At 67.4% G+C, this 13,129-nt stretch carries 14 protein-coding genes; 4 read left to right on the top strand and 10 right to left on the bottom strand.

The genetic code is table 11. The features are described 5' to 3' along the window. Positions 1-53: 53 nt before the first annotated feature. Positions 54-389 carry a GIY-YIG nuclease family protein gene (locus ACORJG_RS02015; protein WP_427791174.1) on the bottom strand — a complete coding sequence of 112 codons (336 nt, stop codon included), beginning with the start codon at positions 387-389 and terminating at the stop codon, positions 54-56. A 174-nt stretch (positions 390-563) separates the two neighbouring features. Here ACORJG_RS02015 and ilvA point away from each other — a divergent pair, with 174 nt between their 5' ends. Further along, positions 564-2,081: a threonine ammonia-lyase, biosynthetic gene (ilvA, locus tag ACORJG_RS02010; protein ID WP_427791172.1), complete on the top strand. Its 1,518-nt coding sequence runs from the start codon at positions 564-566 to the stop codon at positions 2,079-2,081. On the opposite strand, the gene ACORJG_RS02005 is transcribed toward ilvA, so the two are convergent. The 5 genes from ACORJG_RS02005 to ACORJG_RS01985 form a co-directional block, all read right to left on the bottom strand. Then, positions 2,078-2,566: a hypothetical protein gene (locus ACORJG_RS02005; RefSeq protein ID WP_427791171.1), complete on the bottom strand. Its 489-nt coding sequence runs from the start codon at positions 2,564-2,566 to the stop codon at positions 2,078-2,080. The two genes, ilvA and ACORJG_RS02005, sit on opposite strands and share 4 nt — an antisense overlap. A 46-nt stretch (positions 2,567-2,612) precedes the next feature. Continuing rightward, entirely contained in the window at positions 2,613-2,861 is a 249-nt protein-coding gene (locus ACORJG_RS02000) for a hypothetical protein (protein WP_427791170.1), read from the bottom strand. Positions 2,862-2,959: 98 nt separating this feature from the next. Further along, positions 2,960-3,196, bottom strand: a complete 237-nt coding sequence (locus tag ACORJG_RS01995) for a helix-turn-helix domain-containing protein (RefSeq protein WP_427791169.1) — start codon at positions 3,194-3,196, stop codon at positions 2,960-2,962. Positions 3,197-3,455: 259 nt separating this feature from the next. Continuing rightward, a complete protein-coding gene (locus ACORJG_RS01990; protein ID WP_427791168.1) occupies positions 3,456-4,019 on the bottom strand; it encodes a methylated-DNA--[protein]-cysteine S-methyltransferase in 564 nt (187 codons plus the stop codon). Then, positions 4,000-5,121, bottom strand: a complete 1,122-nt coding sequence (locus tag ACORJG_RS01985; protein ID WP_427791167.1) for a bifunctional transcriptional activator/DNA repair enzyme AdaA — start codon at positions 5,119-5,121, stop codon at positions 4,000-4,002. The genes ACORJG_RS01990 and ACORJG_RS01985 overlap by 20 nt, the downstream gene beginning before the upstream one ends. Before the next feature lie 146 nt (positions 5,122-5,267). Between ACORJG_RS01985 and ACORJG_RS01980 the strand changes: the two genes are divergently transcribed. From ACORJG_RS01980 to ACORJG_RS01970, 3 genes are all read left to right on the top strand, one after another. Further along, the gene (locus ACORJG_RS01980; protein WP_427791166.1) at positions 5,268-7,907 is read left to right on the top strand and encodes a M14 metallopeptidase family protein; all 2,640 of its coding nucleotides are present in this window, start codon (positions 5,268-5,270) and stop codon (positions 7,905-7,907) included. A gap of 187 nt (positions 7,908-8,094) precedes the next feature. Continuing rightward, complete coding sequence (locus tag ACORJG_RS01975) at positions 8,095-8,304, top strand: hypothetical protein (protein ID WP_427791164.1); 210 nt, start codon at positions 8,095-8,097, stop codon at positions 8,302-8,304. Then, positions 8,301-8,978: a hypothetical protein gene (locus tag ACORJG_RS01970; RefSeq protein ID WP_427791162.1), complete on the top strand. Its 678-nt coding sequence runs from the start codon at positions 8,301-8,303 to the stop codon at positions 8,976-8,978. The genes ACORJG_RS01975 and ACORJG_RS01970 overlap by 4 nt, the downstream gene beginning before the upstream one ends. Here ACORJG_RS01970 and ACORJG_RS01965 read toward each other — a convergent pair. The 4 genes from ACORJG_RS01965 to ACORJG_RS01950 form a co-directional block, all read right to left on the bottom strand. Beyond that, entirely contained in the window at positions 8,918-10,213 is a 1,296-nt protein-coding gene (locus tag ACORJG_RS01965; protein ID WP_427792936.1) for a dicarboxylate/amino acid:cation symporter, read from the bottom strand. The genes ACORJG_RS01970 and ACORJG_RS01965 overlap by 61 nt on opposite strands. A 61-nt stretch (positions 10,214-10,274) precedes the next feature. Continuing rightward, positions 10,275-11,204: a DUF6999 family protein gene (locus tag ACORJG_RS01960; protein ID WP_346531714.1), complete on the bottom strand. Its 930-nt coding sequence runs from the start codon at positions 11,202-11,204 to the stop codon at positions 10,275-10,277. Continuing rightward, on the bottom strand, positions 11,201-11,941 hold the full coding sequence (locus tag ACORJG_RS01955) for an iron-containing redox enzyme family protein (RefSeq protein ID WP_427791160.1): 741 nt from the start codon (positions 11,939-11,941) through the stop codon (positions 11,201-11,203). The genes ACORJG_RS01960 and ACORJG_RS01955 overlap by 4 nt, the downstream gene beginning before the upstream one ends. Continuing rightward, complete coding sequence (locus tag ACORJG_RS01950) at positions 11,881-13,017, bottom strand: beta-ketoacyl-ACP synthase III (RefSeq protein WP_427791158.1); 1,137 nt, start codon at positions 13,015-13,017, stop codon at positions 11,881-11,883. The genes ACORJG_RS01955 and ACORJG_RS01950 overlap by 61 nt, the downstream gene beginning before the upstream one ends. Positions 13,018-13,129: the final 112 nt, after the last annotated feature.

Raw genomic sequence — 13,129 nt, 5'->3', positions numbered from 1 at the left:
CCCGTGATACCTAGAGGTTACATATCACCTACAGGTTACATCGCAAGCGCGATCTACAGCGCCTCCGCCCCCAGCCGGGCCGTCCACAGCGCCGCACGCTTCTTCAGCTCGTCCTTGCGGGCCATGTCCGACAGGTCCGGCGACAGGCGGTCCAGTTGTTCGAAGCGAAAGCTGTCGGGGCCGTGCGCCTTCCATTCCGCCTGCAGGGAGGCGAACGGACTGCCGCCGGTCTTCAGCGAGAACCACAGGCTGTTCTGCTGGGTGTCGATGTGGCGACTCTGGCCCACCCAGCTGCGGCCGGTGGCGGAACAGATGACGGCGAACACCCCGGCGATGACGGGGCGCTCCTTATAGGCGGCGACCAGCGCCTTTCGTTCGGTTGGATGCATGAGAGGAACTCCATATTTACCCGGATGATATAAGCGTTTATTTTATCCGGGTAAATACATTCACTCCACGGCGTCATGATGCACCGCAACAGGCAATCTGTTGCTCTTCACGCGAGATATGACCTAGACGGGAGGTCATTCGACCCCACGCTTCCGCCGCTTATCGAGATAATCGTGCAAGACACCGTCCGCCGCATCCTGACCGCGCGCGTCTATGACGTGGCTGAGGAGACTCCGCTCGACCCGCTGAAGCGGCTGTCGGCGCGGATCGGGCGGCCTGCCCTGCTAAAGCGTGAGGACCTGCAGCCGGTCTTTTCGTTCAAGATCAGGGGCGCCTACAACAGGATCGCGGCCCTCAGTCAGGCCGAACTGGCGCGCGGCGTCATCTGCGCCTCGGCGGGTAATCACGCGCAGGGGGTGGCGCTGGCTGCGGCGAAGCGCGGGGCGGCCGCGACCATCGTCATGCCGACCACCACGCCCGGCATCAAGGTGGCGGCGGTTCGGGGGCTGGGCGGCCAGGTCGTGCTGCACGGCGAAAGCTTCGACGACGCCTACGCCCACGCACGCACGCTGGAGAAGGAAACCGGCGCCACCTTCGTTCACCCCTTCGACGACCCAGACGTCATCGCCGGGCAGGGCACGGTCGGGCTGGAGATCCTGCGCCAGCACCCCGATCCGATCGACGCCGTCTTCATCCCCATCGGCGGCGGCGGGCTGGCGGCGGGGGTGGCGGCCATCATCCGCTTCCTGCGGCCCGAGACGCGGCTGATCGGCGTCGAGCCCGCCGAGGCGCCGACGATGAAGAGCGCCATCGACGCCGGGCGCGTGGTCGATCTGGATCAGGTCGGCCTGTTCGCCGACGGGGTGGCGGTGCGCCGTGCGGGCGACGAGACCTTCCGCCTGTGCCGCGACCTGCTGGACGAGATCGTGCTGGTGGACACCGACGCCGTCTGCGCCGCGGTGAAGGACATCTTCGACGACGTGCGCGCCGTGGCCGAGCCGTCGGGCGCTGTGGCGCTGGCGGGACTCAAGGCGTGGACCGCGCGCAATCCGGGATCAGGCGCGCTGGTCGCCATCAACTCGGGCGCCAACGTCAACTTCGACCGTCTGCGCCACGTCGCCGAGCGGGCCGAGATCGGCGAGGGCGCCGAAGCCCTGTTCGCCGTCTCCATGCCGGATCGACGTGACGACTATCATCGATTCCTGCAAAGCCTCGACGGCCGGTCGATCACGGAATTCAACTACCGCTGGTCCGGCGACGGCGCGGCCCAGATCTTCGTCGGCGTGGCCCTGCGCGACGGCGCCGCCGAGCGCGAAAGCCTCATCAGCCGCCTGACCGCCGACGGCTATCGTGTCGTCGACATGAGCGACAATGAGACGGCCAAGCTGCACGTCCGCCACATGGTCGGCGGGCGCACCATCGGCCTGCCGCACGAGCGGCTGCTGCGCTTTGAGTTCCCCGAGCGGCCGGGCGCCTTCCTGCGCTTCCTCAACAGCCTTCAGCCTGCCTGGGCGCTGACCCTGTTCCATTATCGCAATCACGGCGACGATGCGGGCCGGGTGCTGGCGGGCGTCAGCGTCCCGCCAGATCAACAGGCGGCGCTGACCTCAGCGCTGGACGCGCTGGGCTATCCTTACGTCGACGAGACGAACAACCCGGCCTGCCGCCTGTTCCTGGACGGCGCCGCCTAGCCTCCCGGCCGAGCGAAACAGCGCCAGACGAACAGGACTGCGATCACCACAAGGGTCGCGAACGCCACCGCCCCGTGCGACATCTCCAGAAACCCGGTCTGCCACGGGTGCTCGGCGCGCGTGGCGGCGTCGAACGTCCACCATGTATCCGGGCCCCTGACGCTGGCGCCTCGGCGGATCATCTCGCCGCCGAGGCGCTCCGCCATGAACGGCCTCACGACAGCGTTCAGCCCGACCGCGATCGCCAGCGGGATCACATACCAGAGGGAATCAATCAGGGCCTTGCCCCGCGGCGTCGTCATGGCCGGAAGCAGAGAAGCCCCGCTGGCCGATGTCAACGCCGCCACGCGGGTCTTACGCCCGGCTGATTGTCTCCGGGACATCTTCATCAACGCGGCGGCCGAATCCGTGCCGGTCTTACCCGCCAGCCATTCCGACAGGCTTATACTGGTCATCGCCACCTGCGGCGTCGACGACGGCCCCATGCAGCCGTTTCATCATCCAGCCAAGGTCCACCACCAGAAGGCATAGTCAGTTAGGTTCTGACGACAGGTAAGAGCGCACTGTTCGCACGGCCTCAACATCAAGGCCATCGCACCGCCCGCCGATCTCAATGTTCGCAAGCGCAAGATCGAGCAGTAATGCCGCCTCACGATTCGTGGCGGGCGTATGCTGAAGAAGTTTTTCTTCCAATACATCCCGCGCGTCTTCGATCTGATTCTCAACCAGCGGCCTGGAGAGTTCTTGAAAGCCACTCTCAAAATCTGTTTCGGGCGTCATATCTCCCCCCTTCGAGGCGACAGTCGCAGACGATATGCTGCGAAAGCTGTCGTCACAGGGAGGCTCTACCGAAAAGCGAGTCCTGTCCAGTACCGTTGTTACACTTTAGGCGACTGACCAAACTCGGTAAAGAACACGCAAACAGACACCCCCATCGCCCGCGCCATCAGCCACAGCATCTCGGCCGTAGCGCGATGCGTCCCTGCCTCTATGCGCTCAATCTGATCAGTGCTTGTGTCGAGTAGCGCGGCAAGTTGAGCCACATCAAGGCCAGCACCCTTACGCGCCAATTTTACATTTTGACCGATTTGGACGTTAATCGATAGCGAATCCAAAGTGATGCTCCCCCATATCTCGAATTTCGCTAGTTATCCCCCATAAGGCGGAGGCGCTACTTTTAATAAATCGAGAATTGGGGGCGCTTTAGATCAGAAACAATGACCTTCATCAATTCAGATTTTGGAGTCGAATTATTAATTATCGACATTGACGCGTTTCAATTAGTTCAAAGGGCATTTTTAGAGTGCGAGGCCAACGAAACAGCATGATCCGGCTCCAGACTCCCTAAATGAGCGCCCGAATGAATATCCGACATTAGTCCAGCGCGAACGCCCCCTGCCGGGGTCTATCCTCAGGACCGTTCCGTGACGCTTCGTGCGCTAGCAGCCAGCGCTTGCGCTCCAGCCCGCCCGCATAGCCGGTCAGGGTTCCATTGGCGCCGACGACCCGGTGACAGGGCACGATGACGCCGATCGGATTGGCCCCGTTGGCCAGCCCCACGGCGCGCACGGCGGCGGGCTTGCCGATGGCCTGCGCCAGTTGGCCATAGCTCCACGTCCGCCCCGCCGGAATGGTCCGCAGCGCCGCCCAGACCGCGCGCTGGAAATCCGTGCCGCCGGTCTTCACCGCGACGTTGTCCAGCGCTGTCAGGTCACCATCGAAATAGGCGGAGATGGCATTCCGCACCGCTTCGGGCGCCCGCCCCGGCGCCAGCCGCACCTCGCCATAGTGGCGGGCCAGCAGCTTCATCATCCGCGCCTCATAGTCGGTGAAGTCGAAGGCGCGCACGGCGCCGTCGGCGTCCGTCACCAGCAGCACCTCCCCCACCGGCGTGGCGATACGATCCAGCGTAAAGGCTTCAGGCTGCGTCTTTTTCATTGTCGCTCTCCATGATTTGCGCGCCGTCGATCCCCGCTTCGCGCAGGTGCAGCACGCCATAGGCCCGCCAGGGCCGCCATTGCTCGGCCCGCCCCGCCAGCCGCTCGTCCTCAAGCCGGTCGCTGGCCATGTCTTCCGCCTCATCCAGCCAGTCGCCCGGCAGACGCAGACCCGGCCGCGCCTTCACCAGCGGCGCCAGCAAGGAATCTGCCGACAGGTCGCGCCGGATCGCCTCGGGATCAGCCGACAGATCGAACAGCCGCCGCACCCGCGCCAGCACCCCCGGCAGGGCCTTCAGATCATCCAGCGCCGCCGTGACCGCCAGCCGGTCGTCCGTCTCGAACCAGGCCGAGACCTCGCCCGTCGTCCCATCCGTCGCCGGGGCCAGAACGCGGCGCCAGACGACGCCGTCGACCGTCTCGCCGCTCGCCTTCAGTGCGGCCAGCATGGCCTCGACCTCATAGGGCGGGCGATAGGGCAGGCTCAGCCTGACCCCGCCATCCCACGGCCGTTCGGCACGCGCCCGCAGCGCCGACGGCGGCCGTCCATACAGGGCCTGAAACGTCTCATTGAAACGGCGCACGCTGCCGAAGCCGGACGCCATCGCCACCTCGGCCATCGGCAGGTCGGTCTGGTGGATCAGGGCCTTGGCCAGCAGGACGCGGCGCGTCTGGGCCACGCTGACCGGGGCGGCGCCCAGATGCTGGCGGAACAGACGGCGCAGATGCCGCTCGCCCACCCCCAGCCGCGCTGCCAGGGCGTCGACGTCGCCCCCATGCTCAGAGTGGCTATCGAGCGCGCCCGCCTCGATCAGATTCAGCGCCCGACTGACGGTGTTGGAGGTGCCGCGCCATGCGCCCATATCAGGCGCCGTCTCGGGCCGACAGCGCAGGCAGGCGCGAAAGCCCGCCTCTTCGGCCGCCGCCGCGCTGGCGACGAACCGCATATTCTCGCGCCTGGGCGTCCGCGCCGGACAGACCGGGCGGCAGTAGATCCCGGTGGACTTCACGCAGGTGAAGAAGCGCCCGTCGAAGCGCGGGTCGCGCGTCAGAACCGCCCGATAACAGGCCTCCTGATCCAGCATGTCGCGGGCGTTTTCCATCCCCGCACCCTGCGCCCTCGACGCCACCTTGTCTCGCGGTTTTCGGACATGACGGCGCCGCACGATGATCCTGCGGTTTTGCCGTCGCCGCTTCCTTCGAGTCGCCTGCACGGCTAAGGTCTTCGGTCTGTAGGGGGAGTAATCTTATGTCATATCGTCGTCGCGCCGCCTGTTCCCTGCTGGCGCTCAGCCTGGCCATGGCCGCCGCTGCGCCCGCACTGGCGCAACAGAACCCGCCCGAGCTTCTGGCCGTCGTCGGCCACGAGAATGGCGAGCGCATCACTCGCTCGGCCGATGTACGCCGCTATTTCGAGGCGCTGCGGACCGCCAATCCCGACCGCATGGTCATGGGCGACTACGCCCAGACGTGGGAAAGCCGCCCCCTGTTCTGGGCCGCCGTCGGCTCGCCGCGCAACATCGCCCGGCTGGACGCCATCAAGGCCGCGACCAACGCCCTGGCCGATCCGCGCCGGACCAGCCCCGAGCAGGCCCGCGCCCTGATCAACGACACGCCCGCCATCGTCTGGATGGCCTATTCGGTCCACGGCAATGAGATCAGCCCCGCCGACGCCGCCATCATGGCCGCACGCCGCCTGACCGACGGCCTCGACGCCGAGGCTCAGGGCTGGCTGGAAAATGTCGTGGTCGTCTTCGTCCCGACCCAGAACCCCGACGGGCGCGAGCGCTTCATCAACAGCTTCGAGGCGGGTCTGGGCGCCCAGCCCAACGGCGACCCCCTGTCGGCCGAGCGGGCCGAGCCGTGGCCGTCGGGCCGCTACAACCACAATCTGTTCGACCTGAACCGCGACTGGTTCATCCAGTCCCAGCCGGAGACTCAAGGCCACTCGGCCCTGATCCGCGAATGGCGGCCGCAGGTGGTGGTCGATTCCCACGAGATGGGCACCGATTCCAGCTTCTTCTTCCCGCCCGAAGCCCAGCCGCTGAACCCGTGGATCTATCCGGCCATTCTGGAGGCGCGCGAGCGGTTCGGCCGCAACAACGCCGCCCGTTTCGATCAGGCCGGGCTGGACTATTTCACGCGTGAGACCTTCGACGCCTTCTATCCCGGCTATGGCGACGGCTGGCCCGCCTATTTCGGCGCCGTATCCATGACCTATGAGCAGGGGTCGTCGCGCGGTCTGCTGGCGCGCCGGTCGTCGGGCGAGATGCTGACCTACGCCGACACGGTCAAGGGCCACCTGACCGCTACCCTGTCGACCATCGAGACCGCCGCCCGCGACCGCGAAAAGCTGCTCAGCGACTTCTACGCCTTCCACCGCGACGGGATTTCGGGCGGACGCGGCGCCTATGTCCTGTCGCGTTCCGCCGCCGCCGACCCGGCTGCGGCCGATAAGCTGGCGGGCCTGCTGGTCCGCTCGGGGCTGGAAGTCGGACGCGCGACCGCCTCCTTCTCCGCCTGCGGCCAGAACTATCAGGCGGGCGATTACATCGTGAACCTGTCCCAGCCCCAGCGCCGCATGGCCGAGACCCTGCTGGCCAAGGACGTGCCGCTGGACCCGAAATTCCTCGCCGAGCAGGAAGCCCGCCGCGCGCGCGGTCTGGGCGATGAGATCTATGATCTGACCGGCTGGTCCCTGCCCCTGCTGTTCAATGTGCCCAGCCAGCGCTGCACCGGCGCCCCCTCGGTCCAGACGGCCGCCGTCGGGCCCGAGCTGATCCGCCCGGCCGCCGTGGCTCAGGGCGATGCGACCTATGGCTACGCCATCCATCCGGGCACGGCGGGGATGCGCTTCCTGACCGCCGCCCTGACGGACAAGCTGCCGGTCCGCTCGATCGAGGCGCCCTTCACCCTGGACGGCAACGCCTATCCCGCGGGCTCCTTCATCGTGCCGCGCGCCGGTTCGCCGGAAGATCTGGACGAGCGGGTCCGCCGTCTGGCCGCCGGCAGCGGCGCGCGCGTCACCCCTCTGGCCACCTCATGGGTCTCCAGCGGGCCCAGCATCGGCTCGGACCGCGCCTCCGTCATCACTGGTCCGCGCGTCGCCATGGCCTGGGACGATCCGACCGAACCGGAATCGGCAGGCTCGATCCGTCATGTGCTGGAGCGTGAATACGGCTGGCCGGTCACGGCCGTCCGCACCCGTCGTCTGGCCAGCGCCGACCTGTCCCGCTACCAGGTGCTGATCCTGCCGTCGGGCCGCGACTATGAACAGGCGCTGGGCGCGCGCGGCGTCGCCAACCTGCGCGCCTGGGTCCAGTCGGGCGGCGTCCTGATCGGCGTCGGCGGCGCCAGCCGTCTGCTGACCGACCCCGACGCGGGCCTGCTGGACAGCCGCCGCGAAGGCGCCGTCTCCGCCGACGGCGACGACAAGAAGGACAAGAAGGGCGGCGGCAGCGAGATCGCCACCGACGCCGAATACCTGGCCATGACCGGCCACCACGGCGGAGCCCCCGACCCCGTCGCGGGCGTTCTGGCCAGCGCCGTGGTCGACAATGAACACTGGCTGGGCGCGGGCGTCGCTCCGACCCTCAGCGTCATGGTGCGCGGCTCGGACATCTATGCGCCGCTGGCCCGCGATCAGGGGACCAACGTGGTGCGTCTGGCCGGACCGGATCAGGTGCTGGCGTCCGGCCAGCTGTGGGCCGAGAACCGTCGCCAGCTGGCCTACAAGCCCGTCGCCATGGCGTCCGAAGTCGGGCGCGGACAGGTCGTCGCCTTCACCCAGGACGTGACCATGCGCGCCTTCCTGGAAGGGCTGAAGCCGCTGTTCCTCAACGCCGTCTTCCGCGGCCCGGCCCACACCTCGGGCGCGAAGGGGAACTGACCGACCTCGTCCCGCCCTGCTGGACGATCGACTGAATAAGGGGTTGCGGGCCGCCGGGTCCACAGCCCCTTTTTCACATACTCTGCTGAGGCCATGACCCCTGCGGCAAAAGAATTCAGGGCGAAATTTTGACAGCCGCCGCCGCACAGGCTTTGCTGCGCCCGAACCGCAGGGGAGCTGACCACGGATGACCGTCGAACCGCCGCGCCCGCCCGCTGATGACGGCGAGTGGACCCTGCTTCAAAGCCGGATCGACCGCAGCTTCTGGCAATGGGACCGACGGCCTGAAAAGGGCGCTCCGATCCTGAGCCGTTTCGTCATCCTGCGTCCGCCCGAACGTCTCGACTACGATACCTTCGACGAGGCGGAATCCATGTTCGAGGCCATGGAAGAGTGAGCCCCATCCGACCTTCATCCGCCCGCGCGATCGCCTCTGTACTTGGCGCCCCTGTTCTGAGCGCCCTTCTGCTGGGCGCCTGCGTCTCGAACACCGGCGGCCTGCCGTCGCAGTGGCGCGCGCCGGGTCCGCCCATAATCACCGCCCCGCCGGGCGAATGCCCGAATCTTGCCGGCGTCTGGCGCGCGGAAGGCCATGACGCGACGAGCGAGGCCCGCCCCGCCGACCTGCAACAGGTGCTGGGCCTGCAACTGGGCCTGACCGAACTCCTCGGCTCAGATGGCGGACAGGGCGGCGATGTGACCTTCGCGCGCGACGGCGACGGCTGGCGGATCAACAGCCCCCACGGCGAAGCGCGGGTCGCCATCGAAGGTCAGCCCGTCTTGCTGGACCGCAACTGGTCTTCGCACGGATCACGCATCGCCGGATGCGCCGACGGCCGCCTGTGGATCGGTTTCAGCAGCGTGCGCCCCCAGTATGAAAGCATGACGCAGACCCGCGCTCTGGGCGTCTTCTCTACCGCGCCGGACGGCGGCCTTCAGATCGAGATCCGCACCGAGCGCCGCCACTATGGCCTGCTGCCCTCGCCCTCGGTCCAGCGCCTGACCGCCCGCTACAGCTTCGCCACGGCGGCGTCCGACGCCTCGCCGGCATCATCCGCTTCGCCGCCCTGAACGATGCGGACCACGGCCAGATTGGCCGTGACATTGCCCAGGGTGCGGAAGATGTCGGGCACGACCTCGACCGCCAGCAACAGCGGCAGCAGCTCCAGCGGCACCCCCATGGCGATGCAGATCGGGGCGATGGAGGCGAAGAAGCTGGCCTGACCCGGCAGGCCCACCGTGCCGATCGAGATCAACACCGCCGTCAGCATGGCCGCCAGCAGCTGTCCTGCCGAAGGCTGCAGCCCGAACAAATGTGCGCAGTAGATGGCCACCCCCAGATTGGCGACCGGACTGGTGATGCGGAACACCGCCACCGCCAGCGGTAGGACCAGGCCCGCCGTGGCCCGCCTGACGCCCAGTTCATCGACCGCCCGCTCGACCATGACCGGCAGGCTGGCCAGCGACGACTGGGTGGAAAAGGCCACCACCTGCGCCGGGGCCGCCGCCCGCGCGAACCGGCCCAGGCTCACCCGACCGAAGATGACGGCCAGCGGATAGAAGATCAGGCCGATGCCGATACAGGCGATGGAGATCAGCGCCACATAGTGCAGCAGCACCCCCGCCGCGCTGGCCCCCGCCGTCAGCCCCACGCCGATCGACAGGGCGAAGACGCCCAGCGGCGCCGCCTTCAGCACCCAGCGGACGATGACGATCATCGTCTCGCCGACCGCCTCGAAGAAGGTGATCAGCGGAACACGCAGCCGCTCGGGCAGGCCCGAGGCCGCAAAGCCGAAGAAGACCGCGAACACCACCATGCCCAGAATGGCGTCCTCGGCCGCCGCGCGGATCGGGTTGGCGGGCGCGATGGTCTTGACGAACTCGCTGAACGGCGCGCCCGCGCCGACGCCCTCGGCGCCCTCCGGCTTGATGGCCAGCAGCAGGCGCGCGCCCTCCGGGTCGATGGGCCACAGGGCGTGCAGGCCATAGGCCGCCGCCACCGCATAAATCGTCGCAAAGACGATCAGCCCTCCGAACCACGACACCGCCTTCAGCGCCAGCCGCCCGGTCCGCGCCGCATCGGCGATGGAGGCGATGCCCGTCACCAGCAGGCTGAACACAAGCGGGATGATCGTCATCCGCAGCGCATTCAGCCACAGCTGGCCCAGCGCCTGAATGAAGTCCGCCGTGACATGGCCGCCCGGCAGCCCCCACGCCTGCGCCGCCGCCCCGGCCAGCAGACCCAGCACAAGCGACAGCAGCACCATCGTGCTGAGGGAGGTCAGAAAGGAGCGCGCCGATTTCATACCGGCCACGCTAGCAGCCGCCGCGCCGCGCGCCAGCGGAAATCAGCGCACGCTTCACGCCCTACTTCGGCGCGCCCGAGTTGGCCGGGTCCAGCGGCAGGCCCGCCGCCTGACGCGCCTTCATCACCCGCAGCCAGCCGTGCATGGCCTCTGAATCCAGCCCGTGCATCATCAGCCGATAGCCCGCCTGAAGCGTCGACAGCGCCACCAGCGGATGGCCGTTCTTGACGAAGGCCATGTGGTAGCTCGTGCCCAGAATGCGGGCGATATAGATGGCCATCACCTCATCCAGCTGCAGCGAACTGGACGCCCGCACGAAGTCGTCTCTCGGCAGCATCAGGGCGTAGATCGGGGTGTAGAACTCCACCGCCGTCTGCACGTCGACGAAGTTGTGCCACTTGCGCGGAAACTCTTCAAACGGAGGGAATTCGTCCGAGATCATGGAGAAGTCGATCCGCTCGGGCGGCATCAGCTCGCGCCCCTCGGCGCGCAGGGCGGCGTTCATCTCGATGACGAAGTTGAAGATGTTCAGGTCGTGCTGAAGGAACAGATCCGGCTCGATGTCCTTCAGCCGCGTCGGCGTCAGAGGCCACTTCGTCACCTTGTCGCCCACGCCCGCATTCTCGCGCACGAAGGCGGTCAGCTCTGAGCCGACGTGGAAGTGGCGCAGGATCACCCGATTGCCCTCGGGCGTCACAAAGGTCCGCAGGCCCCAGTGGATGGTCTTGTGCAGCAGGCCGTTCAGGTTCGGGTATTTCGGCGAAATGACCCGCAGCACCTTCACCAGACAGAAGAACAGGAACACCAGCGGCCGCGCCACCGGAAACAGCCAGCGCCGCGACCGCGACCGCGCGCCCAGCAACAGGTCGCGCTTGGCTCCGTCGTCGATCGGCAGGCTGTGGTCCAGATACAGCGCCATCCACGGATCGGGATCCTTGGGATCGAACCGCGCGGGGTCGAACGGATCCTCCCCCGGCTTGTAGTATCTCACGCCGCGATCTCCTCGATCTGCAGGGCGTAGAGGCGGGCCGTGACTTTGGCGGTCGTGACGATGCGTTCGGCGATGAAGGGATCGGGCAGGACCATGCCCAGCATCTCCTCGAACTCCTTCATGTGCTCGGCGTCGTTGTCGCCGTGATACAGCAGGAAGCGCACCGCCTCGTCGGGCAGTTCCAGCCGCTCCTGCACCTTCAGACCCCACGGCCGCGCCTTGATCGAGCCCAGCCCCTCGATGATGAACATGGCGCCCAGCAGGCCGAAGGGATCGGGCTTGGACGCCTCATGGAACATCCAGGCCGACAGGGCCTCGGACCCCACGTTCTTCGGCGCCGACTGAATGTCTTCCAGCGCCCCGCCCGAGGCTGTGAAGTCGGCCTCCAGCAGGCGGAAGTCCCGATGCTCCGTCACCGCATGGCGCATCAGGGTCGAGCGCAGCTCCAGATGGTCCTCGCCGATGTTCGACGCCGCCCGGCTCATCCACAGCGCCCCGTCCTTCACCTGCTGGCGCAGGTTGATCAGGAAGGCGTGGTAGTCGGCGACCTCGAACCGCCCCCGCGTCAGCTTGCGGATCAGCGGGGTCGCCTCCAGACGCTGCTCGAAATCGGCGAAGACCACTGCCAGCTTCCGCAGGCAATCGGCCACCGCCGCCTCGGCCAGTTGTTCCGCCATCACACAATCTCCAGCATCATGAAGCCGATCATCGCCCGCCCGCTCTCGGGCACGATGCACAGCACCCTGTCTCCGCGCTTTCCGCGCCCCGACTTCAGGAAGGCGTCCAGCATGACCCAGATCGAGGCCGAGCCGACATTGCCGCTGTCCGGCAGCGTCGTGAACCACTTCTCTTCCGGGATCATCGCGGCGGTGCTTTTCAGCAGGCCGACGATCTCCTGACGCAGCGACCGCGCGGAGTAATGGCACAGCAGATGGTCGACCTGATCCGGCACGATCCGCCCGGCGTCCACCTTCTCCAGCCAGACACCGATCCAGGCGCGAATGACGATCTTCAGCAGCTCGAAGTCCTGCAACAGGGCCACCGCCCCCGCCGCATGGGCCGCCGCTGGTCCGGCGTGGCTCCAGGCGCTGGTCATGTCGGCGCGCGCCTCGGGCGTCGATCCGGCCCACATGCAGGGATCGAAACGCCCGGCCAGGGAGGTCATGTCGATCCATTCGACCTTCAGGCTCAGGCCCTCGGGTTTCGGCCTCGGCTCCATCACCACGGCGCCCGCCCCGTCCGACAGGGTGAAGCGCAGGAAGTCCGCCTCGATCCGCGCCCGGCCCTTCTCGTCCACCAGCGCCGTGCCCTCATAGAAATGAGGGCGGAACCAGCGCGAGGAGAACTCGCCCGCACAGGCAGCGGCCACGTTCGCCTCGCCCGCACGCACGCTCAGCCACGCCCCCTTGGCCGCCATCAGGGCGCTGGCGCAGACCGACTGATAGCTGAAGGCCTCCAGCGGCCCCGCGCCCAGTTCGGCCTGAACCGCGCTGGCGTGGCCGGGCACCAGATAGTCGCCCTGCGTCGCCGCCGCGCCCAGATGCTGCAGATCGCCGAGACTCAACCCCGCCCCATCCAGCGCCGTCCGCACCGCCTCGGCGCACATGGAGGCGTTGGAATGCAGCGGCTGCCCCTCCGGCGTCAGGGCGTAATGCCGCCCCTCGATCCCGTTCCAGCACAGGGCGCGTCGCCCGACGGCGGACGGCCGCCCGCCGATGCGGCCGATGAAGTCCTCCATCCGGTCATTGCCGATCCGCTCTCCGGGCAGGACAGCGCCGGTTCCGGTGATGAAGACGTCACGAAGCATACTCATATCGCCGAACCTTGGCGGCGGCGAGCGGCGCGCACAAGCCGGAAACGTCGGCCCTGAACGCAGAAAAGGCGGCGAACCGAAGCCCGCCGCCCTCTCCTCAACCTGAAATCAG

It is taken from the genome of Brevundimonas diminuta (assembly GCF_050310045.1).
Lineage (GTDB): Bacteria > Pseudomonadota > Alphaproteobacteria > Caulobacterales > Caulobacteraceae > Brevundimonas > Brevundimonas diminuta_F.
The sequence above is the reverse complement of the archived record's forward strand: the minus strand, read 5'-3'. Positions and strand labels throughout refer to the sequence as shown.